Origin of the sequence: Natronorubrum halophilum, assembly GCF_003670115.1 — an archaeon.
Classification (GTDB): domain Archaea; phylum Halobacteriota; class Halobacteria; order Halobacteriales; family Natrialbaceae; genus Natronorubrum; species Natronorubrum halophilum.
Window position 1 is genome coordinate 317,063 of the sequence record NZ_QQTY01000002.1, and the last position, 25,377, is coordinate 342,439.

At 64.5% G+C, this 25,377-nt stretch carries 23 protein-coding genes; 10 read left to right on the forward strand and 13 right to left on the reverse strand.

Annotation, left to right across the window (positions count from 1 at the left end):
- Positions 1-14: 14 nt before the first annotated feature.
- From DWB23_RS07680 to DWB23_RS07695, 4 genes are all read right to left on the reverse strand, one after another.
- Positions 15-605 carry a DUF7344 domain-containing protein gene (locus tag DWB23_RS07680; protein WP_238709375.1) on the reverse strand — a complete coding sequence of 197 codons (591 nt, stop codon included), beginning with the start codon at positions 603-605 and terminating at the stop codon, positions 15-17.
- Between the two features lie 174 nt (positions 606-779).
- Positions 780-2,003, reverse strand: a complete 1,224-nt coding sequence (gene coaBC / locus DWB23_RS07685; RefSeq protein WP_121742238.1) for a bifunctional phosphopantothenoylcysteine decarboxylase/phosphopantothenate--cysteine ligase CoaBC — start codon at positions 2,001-2,003, stop codon at positions 780-782.
- A 186-nt stretch (positions 2,004-2,189) separates the two neighbouring features.
- Positions 2,190-4,340 carry an IucA/IucC family protein gene (locus tag DWB23_RS07690; protein ID WP_121742239.1) on the reverse strand — a complete coding sequence of 717 codons (2,151 nt, stop codon included), beginning with the start codon at positions 4,338-4,340 and terminating at the stop codon, positions 2,190-2,192.
- Positions 4,341-4,440: 100 nt separating this feature from the next.
- Complete coding sequence (locus DWB23_RS07695) at positions 4,441-5,178, reverse strand: NAD(P)/FAD-dependent oxidoreductase (RefSeq protein WP_121742240.1); 738 nt, start codon at positions 5,176-5,178, stop codon at positions 4,441-4,443.
- Positions 5,179-5,301: 123 nt separating this feature from the next.
- On the opposite strand from DWB23_RS07695, the gene DWB23_RS07700 reads away from it, so the two are divergent.
- On the forward strand, positions 5,302-5,823 hold the full coding sequence (locus tag DWB23_RS07700) for an SRPBCC family protein (protein WP_121742241.1): 522 nt from the start codon (positions 5,302-5,304) through the stop codon (positions 5,821-5,823).
- Positions 5,824-5,863: 40 nt separating this feature from the next.
- On the opposite strand, the gene DWB23_RS07705 is transcribed toward DWB23_RS07700, so the two are convergent.
- A complete protein-coding gene (locus DWB23_RS07705) occupies positions 5,864-6,934 on the reverse strand; it encodes a M42 family metallopeptidase (protein ID WP_121742242.1) in 1,071 nt (356 codons plus the stop codon).
- 314 nt (positions 6,935-7,248) lie between these two features.
- Here DWB23_RS07705 and DWB23_RS07710 point away from each other — a divergent pair, with 314 nt between their 5' ends.
- From DWB23_RS07710 to DWB23_RS07720, 3 genes are all read left to right on the forward strand, one after another.
- On the forward strand, positions 7,249-8,418 hold the full coding sequence (locus DWB23_RS07710; RefSeq protein ID WP_121742243.1) for a thiolase C-terminal domain-containing protein: 1,170 nt from the start codon (positions 7,249-7,251) through the stop codon (positions 8,416-8,418).
- A complete protein-coding gene (locus tag DWB23_RS07715) occupies positions 8,415-8,807 on the forward strand; it encodes a Zn-ribbon domain-containing OB-fold protein (RefSeq protein ID WP_121742244.1) in 393 nt (130 codons plus the stop codon). Before DWB23_RS07710 ends, DWB23_RS07715 begins: the two co-directional genes overlap by 4 nt.
- A 179-nt stretch (positions 8,808-8,986) precedes the next feature.
- Entirely contained in the window at positions 8,987-10,096 is a 1,110-nt protein-coding gene (locus DWB23_RS07720) for an acyltransferase (RefSeq protein ID WP_121742245.1), read from the forward strand.
- Between the two features lie 89 nt (positions 10,097-10,185).
- Here the strand turns inward: DWB23_RS07720 and DWB23_RS07725 are convergent, their stop codons facing one another.
- The 3 genes from DWB23_RS07725 to DWB23_RS07735 form a co-directional block, all read right to left on the reverse strand.
- Positions 10,186-11,118 carry an alpha/beta fold hydrolase gene (locus DWB23_RS07725; RefSeq protein WP_121742246.1) on the reverse strand — a complete coding sequence of 311 codons (933 nt, stop codon included), beginning with the start codon at positions 11,116-11,118 and terminating at the stop codon, positions 10,186-10,188.
- 82 nt (positions 11,119-11,200) lie between these two features.
- Positions 11,201-12,277, reverse strand: coding sequence for a methylmalonyl Co-A mutase-associated GTPase MeaB (meaB, locus tag DWB23_RS07730; protein ID WP_121742247.1), 1,077 nt, complete (start codon positions 12,275-12,277; stop codon positions 11,201-11,203).
- Positions 12,274-12,690 carry a cobalamin B12-binding domain-containing protein gene (locus tag DWB23_RS07735; RefSeq protein WP_121742248.1) on the reverse strand — a complete coding sequence of 139 codons (417 nt, stop codon included), beginning with the start codon at positions 12,688-12,690 and terminating at the stop codon, positions 12,274-12,276. Before DWB23_RS07735 ends, meaB begins: the two co-directional genes overlap by 4 nt.
- A gap of 267 nt (positions 12,691-12,957) precedes the next feature.
- Between DWB23_RS07735 and DWB23_RS07740 the strand changes: the two genes are divergently transcribed.
- Complete coding sequence (locus DWB23_RS07740) at positions 12,958-13,629, forward strand: HD domain-containing protein (protein ID WP_121742249.1); 672 nt, start codon at positions 12,958-12,960, stop codon at positions 13,627-13,629.
- 251 nt (positions 13,630-13,880) lie between these two features.
- A complete protein-coding gene (locus tag DWB23_RS07745) occupies positions 13,881-15,287 on the forward strand; it encodes a DUF7544 domain-containing protein (protein ID WP_121742250.1) in 1,407 nt (468 codons plus the stop codon).
- Between the two features lie 52 nt (positions 15,288-15,339).
- Here the strand turns inward: DWB23_RS07745 and DWB23_RS07750 are convergent, their stop codons facing one another.
- Entirely contained in the window at positions 15,340-16,023 is a 684-nt protein-coding gene (locus DWB23_RS07750) for a LysE family translocator (RefSeq protein WP_275086294.1), read from the reverse strand.
- 122 nt (positions 16,024-16,145) lie between these two features.
- Between DWB23_RS07750 and DWB23_RS07755 the strand changes: the two genes are divergently transcribed.
- Positions 16,146-16,814, forward strand: coding sequence for an O-methyltransferase (locus tag DWB23_RS07755; RefSeq protein WP_121742252.1), 669 nt, complete (start codon positions 16,146-16,148; stop codon positions 16,812-16,814).
- 125 nt (positions 16,815-16,939) lie between these two features.
- On the opposite strand, the gene DWB23_RS07760 is transcribed toward DWB23_RS07755, so the two are convergent.
- The gene (locus DWB23_RS07760) at positions 16,940-17,398 is read right to left on the reverse strand and encodes a hypothetical protein (RefSeq protein WP_121742253.1); all 459 of its coding nucleotides are present in this window, start codon (positions 17,396-17,398) and stop codon (positions 16,940-16,942) included.
- A 319-nt stretch (positions 17,399-17,717) separates the two neighbouring features.
- On the opposite strand from DWB23_RS07760, the gene DWB23_RS07765 reads away from it, so the two are divergent.
- Positions 17,718-18,968, forward strand: a complete 1,251-nt coding sequence (locus DWB23_RS07765) for an RNA-guided endonuclease InsQ/TnpB family protein (protein ID WP_121742254.1) — start codon at positions 17,718-17,720, stop codon at positions 18,966-18,968.
- 76 nt (positions 18,969-19,044) lie between these two features.
- On the opposite strand, the gene DWB23_RS07770 is transcribed toward DWB23_RS07765, so the two are convergent.
- The gene (locus tag DWB23_RS07770; protein ID WP_121742255.1) at positions 19,045-19,824 is read right to left on the reverse strand and encodes an SDR family NAD(P)-dependent oxidoreductase; all 780 of its coding nucleotides are present in this window, start codon (positions 19,822-19,824) and stop codon (positions 19,045-19,047) included.
- A gap of 536 nt (positions 19,825-20,360) precedes the next feature.
- Here DWB23_RS07770 and DWB23_RS22935 point away from each other — a divergent pair.
- Entirely contained in the window at positions 20,361-20,534 is a 174-nt protein-coding gene (locus tag DWB23_RS22935; protein WP_162989771.1) for a hypothetical protein, read from the forward strand.
- Positions 20,535-20,623: 89 nt separating this feature from the next.
- Here DWB23_RS22935 and DWB23_RS07775 read toward each other — a convergent pair whose 3' ends face one another.
- Together DWB23_RS07775 and DWB23_RS07780 are read right to left on the reverse strand one after the other, a co-directional pair.
- On the reverse strand, positions 20,624-23,788 hold the full coding sequence (locus DWB23_RS07775; protein ID WP_121742256.1) for a PAS domain S-box protein: 3,165 nt from the start codon (positions 23,786-23,788) through the stop codon (positions 20,624-20,626).
- Between the two features lie 199 nt (positions 23,789-23,987).
- Positions 23,988-24,797: a creatininase family protein gene (locus DWB23_RS07780; RefSeq protein WP_121742257.1), complete on the reverse strand. Its 810-nt coding sequence runs from the start codon at positions 24,795-24,797 to the stop codon at positions 23,988-23,990.
- Between the two features lie 132 nt (positions 24,798-24,929).
- Here DWB23_RS07780 and nikR point away from each other — a divergent pair, with 132 nt between their 5' ends.
- Positions 24,930-25,358: a nickel-responsive transcriptional regulator NikR gene (gene nikR, locus DWB23_RS07785; protein ID WP_121742258.1), complete on the forward strand. Its 429-nt coding sequence runs from the start codon at positions 24,930-24,932 to the stop codon at positions 25,356-25,358.
- Positions 25,359-25,377: the final 19 nt, after the last annotated feature.

Genomic DNA, 25,377 nt, shown 5'->3' on the forward strand with positions numbered 1-25,377 from the left:
TGCGTGTCTCGTTGTCACCGTCGACCGTCGCTACCGTAACTGAGTTCGGGCGGCTGACTGCCGTGACCGAGTCGCATGTTCCGCTCGTGGTAGATGTGGACCGCCGCCGTCAGGGTGAACGTGACGGCGATCGCCCCCGCCCAGGTCAGGTTCGACAGTAACGTCAGCGGATAGATATCGAGCCACAGCGCGGCTACCAGGGCCGAACTGATCGCCCCGAGCGAGAGGTACAGTTCCCGCCAGGCGAACTCGTGACCGGGGACGATCTCGAGGTAGATACTGATATCTCGCGCCCGGTTCGTCCCCTCGATGACGCCCTCGTCGGAGTCGAACTCGAGGATCCCGGATTGGTCCATCTTCGGGAGATGAGTCTGCTGGAGCGTCGTATAGACGCGTTTTCGCTGTTCGGGCGTCACCTCCTCGAGGGTCGTATCGTACTCCCAGGCGGCGACCTGCTGGGCGAGGGCACCGAGTTCGACGGGCCGACTGTCCTGTTTGAGATACTGGAGGACGTAGCGCCGTCGCTGGTTACGAAGTACTTCGAAGATTTCGCCTTTCGAGAGGGAACCACTACTGCCGGTCTCGTTGGAGTGTTGTTGGGCCACCACGAATCACCTCGGCGCACCGGTCGAGATCGAATATACTGTCCCACTACCGTCAAGAGCTATCGCAGCGTCCGATGCTGGTCGGATATTCGCCCCCGAAACCGGTCGCATACCTGTTAATTTGTGCGACGAACGCCACCTATATAACTCCCCTGACGATCTCACCGATCGAGTCTAGGGGCCGACTGCGTCACCCAGGATCGCCGCGATCGAATCGGCGATCTCTCTTCCCAACCCCGTTTTCGTTCCTTCGTATCGAGCGGCGTCGTCCCCGTGGACCAGCAGCGCCGTCGTCCGCGCTGTCCCCATCACGCTCGCGTCGTTGGCCACGACGAACGCCAGTCCGGCGCGCTCGAGCGTCTTCCGCGCCCGGTCGATCATCGCCGTCTCGTCGCCCGAGGTTTCGGTCTTGAACCCGACGATCGGCAGGTCCGGGTGCTCGTCGCGGATCTCGTCGATGAGCTTCGGCGTCGGCTCGAGGTCGAGCGTGAGGTCCTGGCCCGAGCGGATCTTCTCGGCGCTCGTCTCGACGGTGTAGTCCCCGATCGCGGCCGCCGAAACCAGTGCGTCCGCGTCCGCACACGCCTCCCGGGTCGCCTCGAGCATCTCGCTCGCGCTCTCGACGCTTCGGACCGCGGCGTACGGTACGTTGCCCTCGTCGTCGCTCTCGGGCAGCGCCGCGTCTCGCGTAACCGACTGTGGGCCGACGAACCCGTGTACGAGCGTCACGTCGGCTCCGCGGACGTAACAGGCGCTCGCGACGGCCCGGCCCATCTTCCCGGACGATCGGTTCGTGAGCACGCGCACGGGATCGATCGACTCCCCCGTGGCTCCGCTGGTGACGACGACGCGTTCGTCCTCGAGCGGCCGCTCGCCCGCTGCGCGGGCCACGTCGCAGACGATGGCCTCCTCGCTGGCGATCTTGGCCTTCCCCTCCTCGATGCGCGGGTCGACGAAGTCGACGCCCCAGTCGGCGACGGTGTCGATGGCCTCGAGGACGCCGGGGTGGTCGTACATCGGTTCGTGCATCGCGGGTGCGACGACGACCGGCGTTCCGGACCCGAGCGCCGTCGTCGCCGTCGTCGTGACCGGCGTGTCGTCGACCGCGCCGGCGATCTTGCCGACGGTGTTGGCCGTCGCGGGGGCGATCAGAAGGACGTCGGCCCAGCCGTCGTACCCGCACAACTCGACGTGTTCGACGCTCCCCGTGATCTCGGTGACGACGTCGTTCTCGGTGGCGAACTCGATGGCCCACGGGTGGATGATCCCTCGTGCGCTGCCGGTCATCACGCCTCTCACCTCGGCGCCCTGGCGTCGCAACTCGTGGGCCAATTCGACCGTCTTGACGGCGGCGATCGATCCCGTCACCCCGAGCGCGACGTTGACTCCCTCGAGCATTCGTCTGCTAGTCTCTCTCGGGGTATGTTAAGCGTAGCGAGGCTCATCGATCGACGACGGGCCGCGACTCCCTCGACTGAGGTTCCCGTCGGTCCCCGTCCGTTCACGGCTCGAAGCGCCGCCCGCACGCGGTTCGAGTGGTCCGAAGTGAGACCGTCGAACGCCGCTGAAGACGGGTGTGGTCTCCTACTCGAGGTCGGAGCGGGTGATCCGTTTCCGTCCGGTCGTAGAGAGCGGATTCGACACCGCGCTCGTCACGTACTCGTGGCGCTTGCCCTGGAGGCGCATCGCGGTCAGCGCCTTGTGAGGCGTGGGATCCTCGAACAGCGCGCGTTCGTCGCGCCGGATCCGATCTTCCGGCACGTCCCCCTCGTCCCGGATCGCCTCGAAGGCGCGCTCACACCGCTCGCGGATCCGTTTCCAGCAGGCTCGCTCGTCGACGCCCGGGTCGTGGCCGATCGTCGCGACGAGTTCCGCGAGGTGGTTCTGGAAGAGCGCGTAGTACAGCTTTCGGTAGAGGTCACCCTCGCCGTCGGCGTCCAGATCCGACTCCGGATACGGCTCGAGGGAGAGCCCGCGCTCCTCGAGCCGTCCGCCGTGAACGCGAATCCCGCCGAGGTCCCGGACCAGCGTCGCCGTCGGGCGCGCGTCGGCGTCGAAGACGAGCAGGCTGTTCTGGAGGTGGCTCTCGAGGGCGACGCCGTACTTGCAAAGCAGCCGGAGTTGGTCCGGGACGACGGCGGCGGCGTACCGGTCGATGAACTCGAGTGCCGCGTCCTCGAGGCTCGCGATCCCCATTGTCGTTGCGTACCGCTCGATCAGTTCGCGGACGAGCGGTCGTCCCGTTGCCGGCGAATCGGCGACGAGGCTCGAGGCGACCACCGGATACACACCGGTCGAATCGCCCGAGACGAGCGGATGTGCGAGCGGATTCGTCCGCAGCAATCCCGAGAGGTGTCGGGCGTCGTCGAACCCCTCGCCGCTCGGGTGGGGACCGCCCGGCGGGTAGTAACACGTCGCCGTCGGTTCGGCCAGCAGGCCCAACGTCTCGAGGGACTCTCGCTTTTCGATCGCGTTCACGACGTCGGTCACCTGCGGCCCGTTCGTTACGGCGTGGGGCGACAGCGTCCGAACGACGTTCGTCGTCTGGACGGGGATCGCGAGTTTGAGGTGGGGGCGCGGCCCATCGGGAGTTCGCTCGGTACCGTGGGGGACCACGGTCCGGAGGTTGAGCTGTGGCGTCGCCGGATGCGCGTAGTCGGGAATCGGCACGACGCGGCCGTCCGCCCGCTGGTCGGCGTAGCGATCCGGAATCGTGCGGTGATACTGCAGCGGGTGAACCGGGATCACGGCGTACTCCTCGGGCTCGCGTCCCGACGGTGTCGCTCGCTCGAGCGCACCCTCGAGCCCGTCGAACGTCGCGCACAACCGATTGGTCAGCTGATCGCCCCCCATCGTCTTCGCCTGCGTCTCGAGGGCGTACCCCCGGTCGACTGCGACGAACCGGAGATCGATCCGGCCGGTGAACTCGGGTGCGTACGCGAGTCCCTCGCCGGGACTCATCCCGCGCCGGATCTTGGCGCTCGGGTGGAAGGGGTGGCCGTCGGTGACGATTCGCTCGAACGCGGCGGCACCGTCGGCGGCCCGGATGCCGGTCGCGACGGCCTCGAGCGGGTCGCCCGTGCTCTCCGCTCCGTCCGCTTCGTCCGCCAGGTCGGTCGAAAAGACTGTCTTGGCGAGTCGCCCCAGCGCGAGATTGGCAACGCTTTCGGCCACCTCCGTCCGGATTCGGTCGGCTTGCTCGGCGTCGTTGAACGCGCCCTCGCGCTCGAGCAGGGGGACGAGATCGACGGGATGGTCGAGCAGCGTCGTCGCACGCTCGGGTGACCAGCGGCGAACCGGGCCGACCAAACGAAACCGGTCGTAGCCGTGTCTCGCCGCGATCGGAACGACGAGCGCGGTTTCGGACGCAGGAAACGGGACGAGCGCGAACCGTCGACACGCCTCGGGAAGCGCCGCGACGACCGACCGGAGCTGCGCTCCATCCAGCGCCGACAGCGGTTCGGGAGCGTTCGGAACGGCTGCCGGTTCGACCGTCGATTCGCGCGCTACGAACTGGCTCTCCGGAAGGCCCTCCGGCTCACCGCGAAGGATACCGCGGACGAAGCGATGACAGATCTCGCGGCGGGCGTCATCGAGCGCCTCGAGATAGGGCGTTTCGGCCGGTACCGCGAGGTCGTGCGCCCGCACGTATCGAGTTCCGACGCCGAAGGCAGCCCGTTCCGCGGCCGTCGTGAGGAACGCTCGGTCGCGCCCCCCTCGGTTCGTCCCGTCCATAAGTGCGAAATCGCCGGTTCGGAGTTCGGCTCGATTCGGGTTAATTCACGGGGGGACAGTACAGCAGGTGTGAATGCGACCGTGGCGCGTTCGGGACTGCTCAGTCCCGGTCGACGCTCGGGTGCATCGTCGGCATCTCGTCGAGTGGTTCGTCGAACGCCTCGAGCATGCGCGTTCTGGCTTGCTCGTCGCGCTCCCGTCGCTCCCCGTCGCTGATCTCCTCACAGCCCGGCGGCACCTCGCGACCCCGGCCGGTGAAGTAGCCCTCGGGGACGACCCAGTCGTGGTAGAAGTTCACGTCCGAGTCGTGAATGACCGCGAGACCGACTTTCGCCCCGTGGCCGGCCGCGACGATGGATTGGTGGGGCTCGTTGGCGATTCGCCCCGCCGCGTAGACGCCCTCGACGGCCGTTCGTCCGGCCTCGTCGACCGCGATGTAGTGTTTGCTGCCGCGCTGTATCCGGCCGACGTCCAGCGGGACGAGATACTCGCTGTCCGACCAGGAGGCCGCGATCACTCGTCGGGCCTCGAGCGGCTCGCCCCCGTCGGTCTCGAGGACGAATCCCTCCTCGAGCTCCGTCTCATCGAGCGGTTCGACGCCGGTCACGTACCCGAGTTCGAACGCGGCACCCGCGTTCCGGGCCTGCTCGCGCGCCAGTTGCAGGTACCGGCGGGCGTCGACCCCGTCGGGAAAGCCGGGGTAGTTCTCGAGGCTGGCGTTACGCGCGAGGATGGACTCCCCGCCGTCGATGACGAGGGTATCCAGTCCGGCGCGTGCGGTGAAAATCGAGGCGGCGAGGCCGGAGACGCCGCCGCCGACGATACAGACATCTCGCATGGCCGGTCGTTGGCCGCCGTGACTATAGAAGATGCCGACTCCGACAACCCACTCGAGAGTCGATCCGTTCGATCGAACGCTCCCAATAGTAATCCTTACTTTCGGAACCGCCGTAGAGTCGCCGTGGACAGAATTCTCCTCAGTACGCTCGCCTATCGCTCGCCCGAGGAGGTCTTTCCGTACGTCCGATCGTTCTCCGACTATCCGCGCTACACCGACCACCTGAAGGAAGTGCGCGTACACGGCGACGGCGGCGTCGGCTCCGTCTACGACCTTCGCCTCGCCTGGTGGAAACTCAGCTACACCGTTCGCTCGAAGGTCACCGCCATTTCGGCACCCGACTCCCTCGAGTGGCAGCTGGTCAACAACCTCGACGCTCGAGGCGAATGGCGCGTCGAACCGGAGCCCGAGTCGGCACCCGACGGCGTGGAGACGGCGAGTCGAATCTACTTCGAGGCCGTCTACGACCCGCACTCGGCCGACGAGAGCGCGCTCTCGTTGCCGCGGTTCGTCTCGCTGGATTGGGTCGTCCGCAAGGTCGAGCCCAAACTTCTGAGCGAGGCCGAGTCCGTCGTCCAACGGCTGGTTGCGGATATCGAGGGACGACGACGGGACGTCGAGTTGACGGTGCACGAGATGCCCTGACGTCGGGAGCCCCCGAGACGCGGACGGTCCCCGTCCCGTTTTAGAGCGTGTATTCGTGCTCGCCGTCTTCGCTCTCGAGGAACGCACAGAGGAGATCGATCGTCGCCGAGATATCGTCGACGTGGGCGGTTTCGGTGGGGGTGTGCAGGTAGCGCGTCGGAATCGAGATCGCGCCGACGGGTTTCGCGCCGGCGGAGAACTGGAACCCGCCCGTGTCCGTCCCACCGGCGGGGAGAATCTCGAGTTGGTGGTTGATCCCCTCGGCTTCGGCGACTCCCTGCAGTCGTTTGTGGACCTTCGGGTTCGTGATGACGCTCGAGTCTTTGAGTTTGATCGCGGCCCCGTCGCCGAGTTCGGTGACGTGTTCGCCGGCGTCGAAGCCGGGGACGTCGTTGGCGACGGTGACGTCGAGCGCGACCGCGAGGTCGGGATCGATGTCGACGCCGAGCGCTCGAGCGCCCCGGAGGCCGACCTCCTCTTGAACCGTCGCACAGAAGTGGATCGTCACGTCGGGGGTTTCGAGACGGCGGGCCGCCTCGAGCATCGCGAACAGACAGACGCGGTCGTCGAGAGCCTTCCCGGTGATCGTCTCGCCGACGCGCTCGGTGGTCTGGTCCATCGTCACGAGGTCGCCGGGCGAAACGCGCTCCTCGAGATCCTCGTAGGGAAGGCCGACGTCGACGACGACGTCCTCGATTCTGGGGCTCTTTTCGCGCTCCTCGTCGCTCAGGGTGTGGGGCGGCGGCGAGCCGATAACGCCCGGTAGGTCGCCGTCGTCCGTGTGGATCGTCACGCGCTGTGCCTTGAGGATGCGAGGATCCCAGCCGCCGAGGGGGTCGAGCTCGACGAAGCCGAAGCCGCCGTCTTCGTCGCCCTCGATGTGGCGGACCATAAAGCCGATCTCGTCCATGTGCGCGGCGACGGCGGTGGCGTACTCCGACTCGCCCTCGAGGGTCCCAACGATGTTCCCCATCGCGTCGGTACGGATGGAGTCGACGCTGTCCTCGAACTCGCGGATCACGAGTTCCCGGATCCGGTCCTCGTAGCCGGGGACGCCACTCGTCTCGGTCAGTTCCGTGAGCAGTTCGGAGTCGAAAGGAAGGGATTCCATACCCCTACCTGCCGTGGAATCCGTGATAAACGTGCGGGCTCGTCGGATCGACGGCCGTTCTCGAGCGATCGATGGTGCTCGAGCGTCCCCACTATCGTCGACTGATGAACGGAATCGGACCACCGCTATCGATTCGTTCACCGGAACGGAACGGAATCGACACTACTGTAGTACCAACTGAACTGCTCACACCCGATCGCACGATAACTGTGCGATCGGGTGTGCACCGGCTTTCAGCGGCTACTATAGTTACTGTGACACCCGACGCGAGAGTAACCGCCGAGTATTAACGGGACGGTCCGCTATATGTGTTCATGAGTGACGTACGTGTCGCAGGCGTCGGTCTGACTCCGTTCGGGAACACGCCCGAACGAACGAGTCGAGATCTCTTCGCGGAAGCGAGTATTACGGCCTTCGAGGACAGCGGCGTCTCTCGGACGGACGTCGATGCCCTCCTGTACGGCAACTTTATGGGCGAACTGGCGGAACACCAGGGCCACCAGGGCCCGCTGATGGCCGAGGCCGCGGGGGTTCAAGCACCCGCGACCCGCTACGAATCGGCCTGTGCCTCGAGCGGGGCGGCCGTCCGGGACGCGGTGATGCGAATCCGCAACGGCGAGGACGACGTGATCCTCGTCGGCGGTGCCGAGCGGATGACCAACCTCGGTACGGCGGGCGCGACGGAAGCGCTCGCGATCGCCGCCGACGACCTCTGGGAGGTCCGCGCCGGCATGACCTTCCCCGGAGCCTACGCGCTGATGGCTCAGGCCTACTTCGCCGAGTACGGCGGCGAACACGAAGATCTGGCCCACATCGCCGTCAAGAACCACGAGAACGCGATGACAAACGACAAGGCCCAGTACCAGAGCGCCATCGAAGTCAGCGACGTCCTCGAGGCCCCGCAGGTCTCGACCCCGCTCGGTCTCTACGACTCCTGTCCGATCTCCGACGGTGCCGCCGCGATCGTCCTCACGAGCGAGGCCTACGCCGACGAACACGATCTCGAGGCTCCCGTCGCCATCACGGGAACCGGGCAGGGCGGCGACCGCATGGCGCTGCACGACCGCGAGTACCTCGCGCGCTCGCCCGCCGCCCGCGAGGCAGGCGCGGAGGCCTACGCCGACGCCGGCATCGACGCCGCCGACGTCGACCTCGCGGAGGTCCACGACTGTTTCACCATCGCGGAAGTGCTCGCGATCGAATCGCTCGATCTCTTTCCGGTCGGAGAGGGCATCTCGGCGGCCCGCGACGGTCGGACGACCGCCGACGGCGAGACGCCGATCAACCTCTCCGGCGGGCTGAAGGCCAAGGGCCACCCGGTCGGCGCGACCGGCGCATCCCAGATCGCCGAGGTCGCCACGCTCCTGGCCGGCGACCATCCGAACAGTTCGTTCGTCGAGGATGCGACGGCTGGCCTCGCTCACAACGCGGGTGGGACGGTCGCCAGCGCAACCGTTCACGTCCTGGAGGTGGTCGACCGATGAGCGACGCCGCCGAGATACAGGACGCCGGGTTCGACGACTGGATCGACGCCGCAACAGCGGGCGAGGCGTACGCCCTCGAGTGCCCCAACGGTCACGGCTCCCTGCCACCGCGCCGAGTCTGTCCAGACTGCGGATCGACCGAACTCGAGGAGGTCCCGCTGCCGGATACGGGCGAAATCGAGACGTTCACCGTCACCCACGTGCCGACGCCGGCGTTCGCGGACGACGCCCCCTACGCGACGGCCATCGCCGACTTCGGTCCCGTCCGGATCACCGGCCAGGTCGTCGGGATCGATCTCGAGCGGGTCGAAACCGGACTCGAGGTCGAACTCGAGATCACGGTCTCGGAGACGACGGGCGATCGCGTGATCGGATTCAGTCCGGTTTGAGGCGCGGATCAGTTTTCCGCGGTGTCGAAGGCGCTCCGTAGCGGACCGTTCGTTCGCTGCGGGCGCGAACTGAGTGGACAGTTCATGTCTGATTTTTCGGGTAAAATCTGATCAATAATTCCCAATGACATTCTCGTGAGACGAAAGAACAATATACGGGAACGGAATGTGCTCGGACAATGGCCAAACGCATCTACAGCATCGATACAGTGCGGATCATCGCGATGGTCTTTATCATCACTATTCATACAGATCTGTTCCAGGGAGTCGGCACGTACGGAAACATATTCAATTTTTTAATCGACTCGACCGCGCGGTTCGCGGTCCCGTTCTTTTTTATGACTTCGGGATACTTTTTTGCGGTCAAAATCGCCCGCCGTGATCCGACCGACTACTTCGTCGAACGGGTACGCTCTATCTCGTCGCTTTACGCAGTCGGCCTCCTGCTCACCGCCCCGGTCTTCCTCGCCAAAACCGTCGTTCAGGGGAGTTCCGGAGATCAAACGATCACGAGTAGCGCCGTACAGGGTGCACTCGAGTTCACGTCTCCGCTCGAGTTGTTCTACTACGGGACGTCGGTCTCCGAGATCCTGTGGTTCCTGCCGGCGCTACTGATCTCGCTCACGTTCGTCTACGGGTTCGCTATCGCGGGAAAATCGGAGTACCTGCTACCGGTCTCGTTCGGCTTTCACGCGGTCGGCCTCCTGGGAGCGAGCTATACGATGTTCGTCGACGTTTCGTTCATGGTTAGAGATCCGCTGTTCTTCGGGTTCTTCTACACGAGCCTCGGGTTTTTCGTCTACTCGTTCGAGTGGCAGCCAACTCCCGAGCGAAGCGCGTACTACCTCGGAGCGACCGTGCTCTTCGGCGTGCTCAACCTCGTAGAACGATACGCGCTCGGATACGTGATCCAGGGTGAGACGTTTGCCCAGGGCGTGTACACGGCGAGTTACACGATCGCGACCGTGCTGGTCGCCGGTTCGTTGTTCGCGTTCCTCCTCTCGCGACCGAATCTCGGCGCGTCGACCTCGTTGCCGTCGTGGGGGACGTACGCCGTCGGCATCTACATCACGCACCCGGCCGTCCTCTTCGTTCTGGAGTGGGCGCACGAGGTGTTGCGTGAGAGCGGATACGCCATCAACACGATCGCGTGGCATCTCACGCTGACGCCGGCCACCTTCTTCGGATCCCTGTTCGTCTATCTCGCGATTCGCAGGCTCCGAACCCTCGAGATCGGGAGGGATACCCTTCCGATCGTCCGTCGGTCCGGGGAATCCGATTCGAAGTAACTGGGACCGCGGTACTCTCGCTTCGAGCGGCGGCCAGCCGGATCTCGACGGCGAGTCGCCAGTCCGATCTCGGCGACCGAAATATCGGGCTACCGTTCCGCGCGCGGCAGCTCCGCACTGAGGTACTCGACGAACTTCTCGGGGTGTTCGGCGTGGGGTAGTTGCGTCGCGTAGTCGATGACCACGAGATCGAGGTCGGCGGCATCGGCGAGGGACCGCCCCTCGCGTAGCGGGACGAGGTCGGCGTCACGGCCCCAGACGAGCGTGGTCGGCGTCTCGAGGGCGGCCAGCTCCGTCTGGAGGTCGAAGTCGGGGTCGAGCGTGCCGGCACTGAACGAGGCGGGCGCGTAGCGAGCGCCGGGCTGGTGAGCGCTCCGCCAGGCGTACTCGACCTCCTCCTCGTCGATTCTGGACGAGTCGTAGTAGCCGTCGCGGTCGTAGAAGTATCGCAGCGATGGCTTGGTCGCGAGCAGGTTGAACAGCGTCGTTCCGACGACGGGCGTCCGAATCAGGGTCCGCACCCAGGGACGTTCGTCCGCGGTTTCGGCCGTCGGACAGATGAGGACGAGTTGTTCGAAATCGGATTCGGCGGCGGCCTCGACGGCGAAGGAGCCGGTCAGCGAGGAGGCGACGACGATCGGTTCGTCGGTGACGTCGGCCGCGAAATCGCGGAGAAATTCGGCGTAGAGCGTTGCGGAGTAGACGAGGGGCGGCCGCTCGGAGCGGCCGAATCCGGGGAGGTCGACCGCGATCACGTGATAGTTCTCGGCCAGCTGCTCGACGAGCGGCTCGAACTCGTAGCTGCTCGCCCCCGCGTGAACGCCGTGGCACAACAGCATGTCCGGATCGTCGGGGTCGCCGGCGACGGTGTAGGTCGTCTCGATCCCGCGCCAGCGATACGTCCGTTCGATCCCTACGAGCAGGTTCTCGAGCCCGTCGGCTCGCTTCGCGAGGAGCCGATTTCCGAGAACGGCTGCACCGACGGTTCCGACCGCTGCACCGAGGACAGTGCGGAGTCTCATGTGCGGCCGTATGCCGTCGATGGCCTTAGGCCTGCGGTTGGGGTTCAAAACCTGTTCTGAAAGGGGCCGTCGACCGCGCCGTTCAGTCGCGAGCGTCGAGTTCGTCGAGACAGTCTTCGACGGGGGCGAGCAGCTCGCCGGCGATCGAGTACGGATCGGTCTCGCCCGCACGAACCGATTCGGCGAGGTCGTCGATGCCGCCGCGGTCGGCGAGTTCGTCCTCGAGCATGGCGTGGACGTCCTCGCGCAGGAGGGTGCGAATCTCCTCGGCGTAACGCTGGCGTACCTGGTCGGCGTGTTCGCCGGAGTCGACGAGGTACGTTCGATGAGCGGCGAACTCGTCGATGAGATCTCCGACGCCGGTGCCCCGTGTCGCGACGGTCTCGACGATTGGTGTCGTCCAGCCCGCCACCTCACCCTCGGCGTCGTCGACCTCGCCGTCCCAGTCGTCGTGGGCGTCGATGACCTCCTGGCTGTGGTGACCGCCGTCGCCGCCACCGATTCCACCGCCGCCGTCGCCAAGTTGGATCATGTCCTGAAGCTCCCGGACGGTCCGGTCGGCTCCGTCGCGGTCGGCCTTGTTGACGACGAAGACATCGGCGATCTCGAGGATGCCGGCTTTCAGGGTCTGAATGTCGTCGCCCGATCCCGGCGGGACGAGGACGGCGACGGTGTCGGCGGTGCGAACGATATCGATCTCGTTCTGGCCGGCACCGACGGTTTCGATGATGATCTTGTCCTTCCCGAAGGCGTCCATCGCCTTGACCGCGTCCGCCGTGGCCGTCGAGAGGCCGCCGAGCGTGCCGCGGGCGCTCATCGAGCGCACGAAGACGTCCATGTCGCCGACCGTCGAGGCCATCCGAATCCGATCCCCGAGGACGGCCCCGCCGGTAAACGGCGAGGAGGGATCGATCGCGATGATACCGACCGTCTCGCCCCGATCGCGGTAGGTTTCGGCGAGTTTGTCGACCAGCGTCGATTTGCCCGCGCCGGGGCTGCCCGTGATCCCGATGACGTCGGCCTCGCCCGTGTGTGCATAGAGCGCCGAGACGAGGTTCCGGTAGCCCGGAGATCGGTTCTCGATTTTCGAGATCACTCGAGCCAGCGCGCGGTGTTCGCCCGCCAGCAGAGCCTCGAGTAACTCCTCGTCGGTTCTCATCGCTGTGGCGCGTTCTCGCGGACGAACTCGATCGTCTCCTCGATCGACGTTCCGGGGCCGAAGACGGCCGAGACGCCCTGCGCTTTGAGTTCGTCGCGGTCCTCGTCGGGAATGACGCCGCCGGCGAGGACGAGCGTGTCCTCTTTTGCCCCGTACTCCTCGAGGCCGTCCATGATCTTCGGGACGAGCGTGTCGTGAGCGCCCGAGAGGATCGAGATGCCGAGGACGTCGACGTCCTCCTGGACGGCCGCCTGAACGATCTCTTCCGGTGCCTTGTGCAGGCCGGAGTAGATAACCTCGAACCCGGCGTCGCGGAACGCCCGTGCGATGACGTGCGCCCCGCGGTCGTGGCCGTCGAGGCCGACTTTGGCGACGAGACACCGGATCGACTCCTGCTCCTGTTCGCTGCTCATACGCTCACTTCCCCCGCCGCCTGTTTGACTTTAACGGAAAATTGTCCGGTTCGACGGGACGCGCGTGTGTGCCGTCTCCGTCGGTCGGGTTCGTGACTGTTTGCTTCTGACACCCATCCGGCGGGCCGGTTTCCAGTTCGAGACGTCGACGACCGGTAGCGTCTGCTCGTCACGGTAAACGGAACCGGTTTGAACCAAAGGCTAAAGAGCGAAACGACCGAACATTCCCCTAATGACTATCGTTCGGATACTGCGGAGGGATCTCTCGTGGGCGTCGAAATAAAAGAAACGAGGGTGACCGACGCCGAGTTCGAGGAGATGAAAGGATTCGTTTTCGAGTACCTGTCGGCGAGCGTCGAAAAGGAGGAGGAGGGTGGTCGCATGCGCTGGTACCCCTGGCACTCCGCCGAGTACCGGCACAACCACATCCTCAACGTCGTCGCCCTCGCCGAAGAGATCGCGCGAGAGGAGGGTGCGGACGTCGACGCCACCCGCGTCGCCGCGCTCTTTCACGACGTGGCCAAACTCGAGACCGATCAGGAACTCCACGCCGAGGCCGGCGCTCGCGTCGCCCGCGAGTATCTGGAGTCTCGCGCGGAGTACCCCGACTCGTTCATCGAGCAGGTGTGTCGCGCGATCGAACACCACTCCTATCAGGGTGAACTGACCGACCTCGGACTCGAGTCCCAGTGTCTCATCGAGGCCGACCTGCTCGATAAGGTGGGCGCGAACGGAACCGCCCTCATGCTGTTACGGATGGGGTACGAAGCCCGGACGCACATGGACTCCGACGAGATGGTCGAGCGCGTCCTCGAGCGCGGCTACGATGCCGCCTCGCGCGTCCGGAGCGACACCGCAGAGAGCATTGCCCACCAGCGGTTGAAACGCGTGCGATGGTTCCGCGAGTGGCTCGAAGACGAGATCGCGGCGATGGGATAACGTTCCGTCGGTATTCGACGAACGTCCGGCACTGACCATCGGGAATACTGTCCGTTGCCATCTCACGCGACTGCCGTCAGCGGTCGCCTCGATGCGTCGGAACCACCCGCGGTCGCCCGTCGCTGTTTTGTCACCACCGGTTCACTCCGTCCGTCGAGCGCGAACTCCCCTCGCTCGAATCGGCGTCTGTCAGCGTGACTCCCACGCGAATAGATGCCTATTTGTCATCAGACAATAGTTGGCAGTAAAATATGTATGCGATCGATAACCTGAGCGACTCCCTCGCGGTGACGAAGCGCTACCTCGACTCGCTCGGCTTCGGTGGCTGGCTGAAAGTTGCGGTCGTCGTCGTCCTCCTCGGCGGCATCGGTCTCACGTCACAACTGTTCAACCTCCCGTTTAGCGCGGTGGCGGATGCGACCGAAGAGTCGGATGCGCTGTGGGTCGTCCTCCTCGTTTCCGGGGTCGGAATCGGTATCTACGCCGCCTTCAGATATCTCGTGGCAATCCTTGAGTTCGTCTTCGTCGAGTCGCTGCGCACCGAAGCGATTCACTTCCGCCGGTACGCCCGCGCGAACCTCAAACGCGGCCTTTGGCTGGTGTTGTTTCGCGCTGCGCTGTGGGCCGGCCTGTTCATCGCGATCGCGATTCCCGTCGTGGCCGTCGTTTTCCTCGGGGATATCAGCGCCGTCGACGAGCTATCGTTGGGCCAGATAGCCGCTATCGGACTCTCCGCCTTCGCCGCCTTTGTCGGTTGGGGTACGATCTACACCCTCACGACGGCGTTCGTCGTTCCGATCATGCTGCAACAAGAGTGCGGCCCGATCGGTGCGTGGCGACGGTTCGCGCCGGTGGTCGCCTCGAACTGGAGCGGAACGCTCGCGTACCTCCTGATCACCTGGCTGATCGGGTTTGCCTTCTGGATGCTGTTCGCGGTGATCGGGTTCGTTGTCAGTATCTTCGGCGCCATCCTGTTCTTCCTCGTGATCCTCCTGTTCACCGCGATCCATCCGAACCTCGCCGCCGTTGCGGTCGGCCTGTTCATCCTCGCGTACCTGGGCTATCGGTACGTCGTCGCCGTGATCGAAACGCCGGTTCGGGGGTACGTTCGCTACTACGCGCTGTTGATCCTCGGGGACACGGACGAAACCCTCGATCTCATCCCGGAGCAGCGTGGGGCCGTTCGATCCGATCCGACGACCTCCACCGAGCCCGCGGGTGTGCACGGCCGACGCGAGACGACCGGCTGGGGCGGCGGTCGAGACGCTCGAGACGATCCCGCTGACGGCCCGTCCTCGAGCGATCCGTTCGAGACGGACGTCGACGACGCGCCGTCCTGGGAGGCACCAACCGTCTGGGGCGACTCGAGCGAGCAGGACGACGGTGACGGCTGGGGCCGCTCGACGGAATCGGCACGCGATCCGAACGCCGACGACTCGAGCGACGACGACCGGAGTCCGTGGATCGATTCCGCCGAGGCGGACGACGGAACGGACGAGGCGAGTGACGAACCTGACGAAACGGAGGTGGCGAACGGGGACCGTGGAGAATCGGGCGATGGTTCAGCGATGGACGACGGTTCGACCGGAACGAACGGTGACTCGGCGGCAGGGAACGAGACGGATGACGCGGACGACGACGGCAAGGACCGGGAGTGACCGTTCCCGGTGTGGCCCGATCCGGAGTCGGCGCGGCACGTGACCGTTCCCCTCAAACGACGCGAAGCGTCCCGATGGCGAGAAAGAGGACGCCGAAGCCGGCGAGCACGGCGGCACTCAGCGCGGCGACGAGGGGTGCGAAGGCGTCGACGCGCCGACCGGCCGCGACCATCGCCGCGGGATAGGCGGCGATCCAGATCGCGATGCCCGCGAAGAAGCCGACGAGCAGCGCCGGCGACCCGGTCTGGACGACGAGCGCCCCCTCGAGCGCCGTGCCGATCCCGGGAACGTGTGCGAGCACGTCGAGGGACCCGGCCTCGAGCAAGCCGACGCCGACGGTGAGCCAGAACCCGATCTGGTAGGGGTTCGTCAGCGAGAGCGCGAAGGTTTTGCGAAAGCCTCTGGAGGCACCCCGGTCGCCGCTGGCGTCGGTGAAGGAGGCGGCGTTTCTGGCCTCGTCGACCGCGCCGATGGCGAAGTACAGCATGAGGAGACCGCCGACGAGATAGAGCGCGGGTCGGACGGTCGGATAGCGATCGATCACGGCGACGACGCCGGCCAGCGCGAGCACGAAAAAGCACACATCGGCGAGCATCGCGCCCAATCCGGCCCGAAAGCCGGCGTTCCAGCCGCGGACAACGCTCTCCTCGGCGATGATGGCGTTCATCGGTCCCGGCGGCGCGGCGAGCGCGAGTCCGAAGACGACGCCCGCGAGTGTAGTTGTGATGACGCTCACAGTTCTCACAGTCGGCGACGTTGCGTGAAAAGCCCGCTGAATTCGCGGTCGTCCGGACGTCGACCGTCTGAAGCGCGCACTCGAGACGACGGCTTTGATACCCCGGCCGACGAAGGGGAGCTATGGTCGACGTGCTTTCGGACGACATCGATCGCTTCGTTCGTGCGGTCTGCCCGGACCCGGACGAGACGCTGCGCGAGATGGACGACTACGCCGAACGGGAGGGGTTTCCCCACGTCGGACCCGAGGTCGGCGCGTTCCTCCGGTTCGTCGCCCGGACGAGCGACGCCGAGCGGATCTTCGAGTTCGGCTCCGGCTACGGCTACTCGGCCTACTGGATGGCCCAGGCGCTGCCCGTAGACGGCGAAATCGTCCTCACGGAGGTCGACGCGGACGAACTCGAGATGGCGCGCGAGTACCTGAGCGAGGGCGGCTACGACGATCTCGCGCGGTACGAAGTGGGCGACGCGATGGAGACGATCGAGGGCGTAGACGGCCCCTTCGACGTCGTCCTGATCGATCACCAGAAACACCGATACGCGGACGCGTTCGACGCCGTCCGCTCGAAGGTGCCGGTCGGTGGCGTGATCGTCGCGGACAACGCGATTACGGCGAGCGTCGTCGAGTTCGAGAAACTGCTCGAGATCGTCGACGGCGGCGCGGTCGCGGAGGTGAACGAGCACACGCAGGGAATCGTCGATTACCTCGAGCGCGTGACGAGCGATCCGGAGTTCGAGACGTTCGTCCTGCCGCTGGGCGAGGGGATCGCCGTCAGTTATCGAATCGGGTAGGGAGGGGATGGGAGCCCCTCGTTGCCAGCGTAGCAGTGCGGTCTATTTTCGCCCGGCTTCGTTCGAGTTCGGGTGCCCGATCCGCGGGCGTCCGTCGCGGCCCTGACGGGGAGTTCTCCCGACCGTTATCGCGTCGAGTACTCGGACGCCTCGCCCTCGAGAACCCCGTCTTCGGGCGTATCGGCGCTGGACGCAGCCCCGTACTCTCGAAAGCCGAGGAACGCCGTCGCCCCGCAGGCGGTCAGCAGCGTCCCCCACGTGATCGCGATCAGCGAGAGCACGTGGATCTCGGCCGTGCCGGGGACGGTGTTGCCGACCGCCTCAAGGCCGATCACGTGGAGTCCCGAAATCACGAGGAAGGCAACCCAGAAGGCGAGCGAGAGGTGTGCGAGCGTTCGTCGGCTGATCCGAGCCGCGTAGTGGGCGAGGCAGAAGACGCCGGTGATGGCGACCGCCGTCGCCACGAGCGTGGGGCCGAGCGCGTCGGCGTTGCCGGCGGCAATGCCGGCAGTAGCGAAGCAGGCGAACGAGACGGCGAGTAGCAACCGGTCCGAACGAAGTGTAGTCGGAATCACGTCGTGCACCGCTTTGCTGGGACGAATGGGCGGTTGAATATATAGCTGTTGGCTCGACACTCGAGGGTGGATAAGAGCGTTATGGGGGCTCGCAAGCGGTGAAACGGTGCGGGTGCGATTCGACGGCGACGTGTCAGTGTCCGTCACCCTCCTCGAGCGTTCCGAATAGTGTCGTCTTCAGGACAATTCAAGGTGGAGCCTCCGGCCTCAAGGAGCGGCCGAAGGGAGCGAGTAGGCCGGAGAGGAAACCGACATGGTGCGACACAACCGGCACACTGCGACCACCCGACTCCTGAATATATAAGTACCGTCGCCCCCTCTCTGAAGTATAGGCGTGCGTCGAACCGCCGTCGTGAAACTCGCCGTTTCCGACGAGCAACGCGACGCACTCCACCGAACCGCCGAGCAATACCTGTACTGTGCGAACCGAACCGCCGACTATTGTTGGTCCGAAGCCTCATACACCGAGTGCAAGACCAACAAACGGCAGGTCCGAGACACTCTCTACTCCGACTTTCGAGAGGAGACAGAGTTACAGGCACAACTCGTCCAAGCCGCGATACGTCGCGCCGTCGAAGCCGTAAAAGGCGTTGTCGAACGCTGGAAGAAGGGACAGCGCGTCTCCTGCCCGACGTTCACCGCTGAGACGATGAACTACGACACGCGGAGTGCGACCTTCTACCGAAACAAGGTGTCTCTGTCAACTGTTGAGGGCCGAGTTGAACCCTCGTTCGTTCTCCCGGTGGACAGTCCGACGCCCTACGAACGATACGTACTCTCCGAGGATTACGAGTTCCGCGAGAGTACACTTCGGTACGATGCGGCGACTGATGAGTTCTACCTCAACATCTCAACTCGGCGGGTGGGCGGCGACGACGCAGAGGTTTCGGCAGATACCGGGCACCCCGACCAAACGGTCCTCGGTATCGACCTCGGCGTCAACAGTCTCGCCGTCTCCTCCACCGGGCGCTTCTGGCAGGGCGACGACTACGACCATTGGTGCCGCGAGTTCGAGAACCGACGCGGACAGATGCAACAACGCGGTACGCAAGCCGCGCACAACGCTCTGCTTCGACTCGGGAAACGAGAAGAAGCATGGCGAAAACAGTACATACATACTGTCGCCAACGAACTCGTCTCGGAAGCCGTCGAACACGACTGCGACGTTATCGTGTTTGAGGACCTGACAGACATTCGAGAGCAGCTTCCGCAGGCGAAGTGGCACCATGTCTGGGCGTTCCGACGCCTCTTCGAGTACGTTGAGTACAAGGCTCCAGAACGCGGCGTCTCCGTGGGACAAGTCGAGCCGAACCACACGTCCCAACGCTGTTCTCGGACAGACTGTGGGTTCACGCACGAAGCGAACCGTGACGGTGAGCATTTCCATTGCCAGAAGTGCGGCTACGAGGTCAACGCGGACTACAATGCGGCGAAGAATATCGGGCTACGGTACGCCCGGAAGCGGAAACACAGACTCCGTTCCTCGCCCAAGTCGGGGAGCGGAGACGCACCAGTAGACGTGCGTGTGAATGGTGGGACATTGAACGGCGAGAGACACCAGTCTATTGCTGGTGACTGATTGGCGGGAGTCCATATCAAAGCCCTACCCTCAAGGACCGAAGCGCGTATGCGCTGAGGGAGTAGGGTAGGGTAGTTTACTCGTCTTTACAGCCCCAACCGAACGCCGTCCAGCCACCGTCGGCGGTCAGCACTTCCCCCGTGACGAAGTTGTCGCCCGAGGCGAGGAACGCGACACAGTTCGCGACTTCCTCCGGCGTCCCGAACCGATCGAGCGGCGTCCTGTCCCTGATATCCTGTTGATCGAATCCGGTATCGTCCTGTGCCTGTTCGACCATCTCAGTCATGATATACCCCGGAGCGAGCGCGTTCACGTGGATGTCGTGCTCCGCCCACTCGACGGCGAGACACCGAGTGAGATTGTTAACTCCTCCCTTTGTCGTATTGTAGGGCGTTCGATCCTGTTGTCCCATGCTCCCCATCATGCTCGAAATGTTGACGATCTCTCCACCGTCTCCCTGTTCGATCATCTGGGTTCCAGCCGCCTGCGCACAGAAGAAGACGCCGGTCAAGTTCACGTCGACGACCTGTTGCCAGTCCTCGGGTGCCATCTCCTCTGCAGGGCCCCGGATGTTAATCCCCGCGTTGTTCACCAGCACGTCGAGACGCCCGAACTGGTCGACGGTTTCATCGATCAACCGCTGGACGGACGATCTGTCGCTCACGTCGACTTCGACCGCGTGCGCTGAGCCACCGTTCTCCTCGAACTCTTCGACGACTTCTTCGCAGTCGTCGAGCGACCGCGAACAAATGACGACGTTGTCGCCGTTTTCCGCGAATCGGTTTGCGATACTCTTTCCCAATCCTCTCGTCGAACCCGTTACGATCACCGTTCGCGTATCCGGTTCAGCAGCCATGATATGATTGATTCCCACCCCAAACACGGTTAATTATTTTGGTTGTGAGACAGCGGTCCTAATCCGATGTTCGCGGCGAGGATCCGAGATCAGACGTACGAATCAGTAACAGCTGAACCGATTACCACACGGATCGAAACGCCGTCGCGCGATGGGGTGTGTAGTGACTGTCGGAGGCTACTATAGCTAACTCCCGATGGCAGCCGCGAGTATCGCTGCAATGCGACTACAACCAGCCGATTCCGACCAGTTGGCCGCGTTACTCGAGTTCGAACCGGTAAAAACTAATATCACCATTTCATATTAGCAATAGATATAAGTAATACTGGTAGCACAATTAGTACAGAAGCTCCGCTCCAAGAACGAAGGTGCGTGTTGACGTGCTCCGGGAGGAATCAGCCGAAACGTGGCTTCAAACCGTGCAGCTCCGAAGTCATGATTGCATGGCTTCTCTCGGGAGATAATCGTCCCGTACGGCCGTCGACACAATCCGTTAGCCCACCGTCGTCAACCAACCCCACTATCTGGTGAACCCAATGAGCGATACCGACGACCCGAACACGGACGAAACGACGACGCGGCCCGCCTGTCCCAACTGTGGACAGCCGGTCGTCGTCACGACGGTCTCCGGACCGTTTGCCGGCTTCGCAACCCCCTGTGGCTGTCGCGTTCCACCCAAGGGACTCACCGACTCGAGACCCGGGCACTGATCCCGTGGACGACGGTACGTACGCAGACTGTGCGAACCGATCAGCGTTCCAGAGCCGTCCGTGAGCGGGGCGCTCTCGGAGCCGTCTCGTTACTCGGCGTCCTCGAGCGCCGGGAGCGTCAGCCGGAAGGTCGAACCGTCGCCGGCTTCGGTGTCGACCCAGATATCGCCGCCGTGGCGTTCGATGATCCGGTGGCAAAGCGCCAGACCGATCCCGGTTCCGGGGTGTTCCTCGTGACTGTGTAACCGCTGGAACACCTCGAACACGTGTTCGGCGTCGTCCGGATCCATTCCGATTCCCTCGTCGCGGACCGAGACGAGCCACTCCGCGCCGTCGCGCTCGGCCGAGATGTGCACCCGCGGCGGCTCGTCGCCGCTGTATTCGATGGCATTGCTCAGCAGGTTCTGGAAGACCTGTCGCAACTGGTCCGGGTCACCGCAAACTCGCGGAAGCGATTCCACCGTGATGTCCGCCTCCTTCTCGGCGATACGCAGCCGCAAGTCCTCGCGAACGTCGTCGCAAACGGTATCGAGGCCGACCGGCTCGAGGTCGCTTCCCTGCGTTTCGACCCGCGAGTAGGCGAGCAATCCCTCGATCATCGCCGACATTCGGTCGGCCCCGTCGACGGCGAACGCGAGGAACTCGAGGCCGTCCTCGTCGAAGGCGTCGCTGTAGCGCCGTTCGATCAGCTGGAGATAGCTCGAGACCATCCGCAGGGGCTCCTGGAGGTCGTGGGAGGCGGCGTAGGCGAACTGCTCTAAGCGTTCGTTGGACTCCTCGAGTTTTCGCTGGTACTCCGCGGCCGCGGTGACGTCCCGGAGGACGACCATCCCGGTGGTTCGTTCCCCGGGGGTTCGGATCGGAAGGGTGTAGACCAGCAGTTCTCGCTCGTGAGTGTTCAGTTCGAAGGTGCGTTCCTCGCCGTCGAGTGCGGCCCGGAAGTGGGGTTCGATCTTCTCGAGTAGTTCGTCCGAATAGCGGTCGTGGATCGTCTCCCCGATCACGTTCTCTCGCTCCATTCCGAGTTCGTCCATGAGTTGGCCGCCCGCGGCCGTGTATCGAAGTTCGTCGTCGAACAGGGCGACGATACCGCCGGGGAAGTTCTCCGCGAGGGTGCGATAGCGCTGTTCGCTCGCCTCGAGGCGTCGCTGGCGTTCCTTGCGGTCGGTAACGTCCCGGACGACGCCAACGCGCGCGTACGACTCGGTATCGCCCCACTCACCGTCGAGAGCGAGGCTTTCGATGCTGGACGTGGCCACGCTCGAGCGCGCGCTGTGGACCGTTGGCAGTTTCGTGACGGTCGCCTCGATCGGAACTCGGGTACCCGCTTTCGTCTCGAGCGTCGCGTCGATCGTCGGGACGTCGCTCTCGTCGGCGGCGACCTTTCGGGCGAGACCCATCACCGCGTCGTCGACGACGAGCGAGGCGTGGGCTCCGAGCAGTTCGTCGCGATCGTAGCCGGTTAGCTCCGCGTACGCCTCGTTGACGGTGGTGAATCGATCGTTCTCGTCGAGCGCGTAGATCCCGTCCTCGACCGTTTCGATGATCCGCTCGTAGCGCTCGAGTTGCTGCTCTCGGCGCTTCCGGTCGGTGATGTCCCGGAAGTAGACGGAGAGTCCGGTCTCGGACGGGTACGCCTGTATCTCCATCCACATCTCGAGTGTTCCCGAATAGCGCTCCCAGGAGAGGGTCTCCTGGGTTCTCATCGCTTTGTGATACTGCGTGATGAGGTCCGATCGCGTTCCACCGGGGAACCGCTCCCAGACGTTCTCGCCGAGGAGTTCCTCGCGGTCGTAGCCCAGGAGGTCTTCGGCGCGCTCGTTGACGTGTGTGAACTGCCACGACTCGTCGAGCGCGTAGAACGCGTCCGAAACGCGCCCGAGAATGTCGCTTAACTCCGTCTCGAGTTCGCTCTTGCGGCGCTCGAGTCCGCGCTCGTGACGAAGCCGGTCGAACGTCACTTCGAGGCTCGAAGCGACTACTTTGGCGAGCGAGAGGTCGCCGTCGTCGAACGTGTTACGCGCCTCCGAGCCGATGAGAACGACGCCGTAGTCGCCGATCGGGAGACAGATCTCGCTTCGGACCGGCGTCTCCGGATTGTACACGTCCGGATCGCCGGTCACGTCGCTGTAGATTTCCGGTTGTCCGGTGTCGAAGACCCGCCAGGCGATCCCCTCGCCTTCTCCGAACGTCGGAAGGTCGTCGAACAGCGCGTCCGCCGGTTCGGACCACGCGATCGGTCGTAGCTCCCGCGACGCCGAGTCGTAGCGGTAGATCCCGTTGATCTCGAGATCGAGGATGTCGAACAGGTGGTGACAGGCCCGTTCGGCCACCTCCCGGTCGCTCGTCCCCTCGAGCCACTCGCGGACGGCCTCGTTCAGCTGTCGTAACTGGTAGGCCCGACGGTGTTGCTCGCTGACGTCGTAGTAGAGCTCGATTCGACCGCCGGCGTACGGGCCGGAGTCGATCGGTTTGCTCCGATACTCGAGCCAGCGTTCGTCGCGGTTCGGTCCCTCCGTCACGTGACACTCGACGCGGTCGACGTAGCTCTCGTCGTCGTAGGTTTCGAGGACGGCCGCCGAAAACGCCGCCGGATCGGCTACTCGATCGCCAATCGTGTCCTCGAGCACCGCTCGTTTGTCCCGGTCAAGGACGGCCGCTGGATCAATGCCGAAGTACTCCTCGGCGGCGCCGTTGACTAACGCGACGTCGAACGACTCGTCGAGGACGAAGACGCCGACATCGGCCGCCTCGAGAACGGTGCGCATCGCGTCGAACGAGTTCGACGAGTACCGTGCTTCGGCCGCTGTTGACGACTGCGACGGGGCCGCTCGAGAATCGTATTCGTCGATCTCGGAGACGACGCCGACGGCACCGTGACACCCGTCGTCCGTTCGGAACGTATCCAACCGGAACTCGCTGGGGACGGTCGTTCCATCGATGGTTCGAAGCCCGACCTCGAGGGCCGTCGCATCGGTCCCCTCTCGGCGGCGCTGGTCGCGGAGTATCGCCTCGATTCGGTCGGCGTCCGTCGCCGACACCAGCCGCGAGACGTGGGTGTCGAGGAGTTCCTCGCGGACGTATCCGGTTCTCTCGAGGAGCGTGTCGTCGACTGCGACGAGTCGCTCGGAGTCGTCGAGTTGAAAGAGACCGCCTTCGACCGCGTCGAGGAGCGTCCGATAACACCGTCGGGCCGTCCGATCAGTACCGGCGGCTTCGAACCCCGTACTCGGCGATTCCGCCCGTTCACTCATGGCGAGAATCAGGCTACTGGGACGGATAAGTCCAGCGCCAGATGACAACTGCGGTACCGATTTTGGCGAGTCCGGCACCGGTCACGTCAGACGAAATGCGCCGAGGACCAATCGCTCGAGGAAGCACTATACGACCGTACACTGGGTCCGAACGCGGGCCGGTGTCCACTCGATCGATGCCGCAGGTGTCACCCCTGTATCAGCGGTCGGGTTCGGAATCGCGACCGCTTCCCGGTTTCGGATCGAGATGCGGCTGCGGCACGAGCGCCTCGATCGGTCGTGCGTCGAGCCACTCGAGGAGCGCCACCAGTTGCTCGGCCGCCGCTTCGAACAGCCGCTCGCCGATCTCGGGCGTCGCGTCGGTCTGGTCACCGAAGACGCCGTTCGAACTGTTCTCGAGGCAGTCGTAGAACGTGGTCGCGCCGTGGACGCGCTCCGCCTCGTAATCGAAGACCGCCCCGCCGTCGCGGGCCGTCTCGAGGTGGTCCCGGCGGACGAGGTTCTCGGCGATGTGCATGATCATGGCGGTCTCTTTCGGGCCGCCGTGGGGGCCGGGCGTTTCGAAGACCTCTTCGATCAGTTCGGGAATCGACTCGTCCCACATCCACTCGATTGCGTAGGCGGTCGCGTCGTCGTGGAGGCGGCGACCGACCTCCCTGAGGTGGGCGACGTTGCCGCCGTGGGCGTTGACGTAGACGATCCGGTCGATGCCGTGGTACGTGAGGTTTCGCGAGAGACTTTCCACGTAGTCCCGAAACACCGGTGGCTCGACCCACATCGTGCCGTGGAACTGGCGGTGGTGGGAGCTGACGCCGATCGGGATCGTCGGTGTACAGAGCGCGTCCGTCCGATCGGTCGCCTCGCGGGCGAGCGCCTCGGCGATCATGTGGTCCGTCCCCTCCGGGAGGTGCGGGCCGTGCTGTTCGGTCGACCCGATCGGAACGACCACGAGCGATTCGTTGGCGACGTAGTCGCCGAGTTCGGGCCACGTTCGGTGAGCGAGGAACATACGCAGTGGTCACCGTCGAACCGGAAAACAGTAGGTACCGACGGAACGCGATGGCGGGCGCTGAAAACGCCATCCTCCCGCGGCTCGAAATCGATGATAAGGTTTAATAGATTATGGGCGGCGAGTTATTATATGGCAGTCGTAAGCGTCTCGATGCCGGACGAACTCCTCGAGCGACTCGACCAGTTCGCGGACGAACACGGCTACACCGGTCGTAGCGAAGTCGTCCGGGAGGCTTCCCGCAACCTCCTCGGCGAGTTTCAGGACACCCGTCTCGAGGACCGGGAACTCATGGGAATCGTCACAGTGTTGTTCGATTATGAAACGACCAGCGTCGAAGAGCGAATGATGCACCTGCGCCACGAACACGAGGACCTCGTAGCCTCGAACTTCCACAGCCACGTCGGCGACCACTATTGTATGGAGCTGTTCGTGTTGGAAGGCGAACTCGAGGACATCTCGACGTTCGTCGGGAAGATCCGGGCGACCAAGGACGCGCTGACGGTCGACTATTCGGTGATTCCGGTCGACGAATTCGATCCGATCGCCCAGGGCAGATAACGCTCGAGCGGACGCCGAC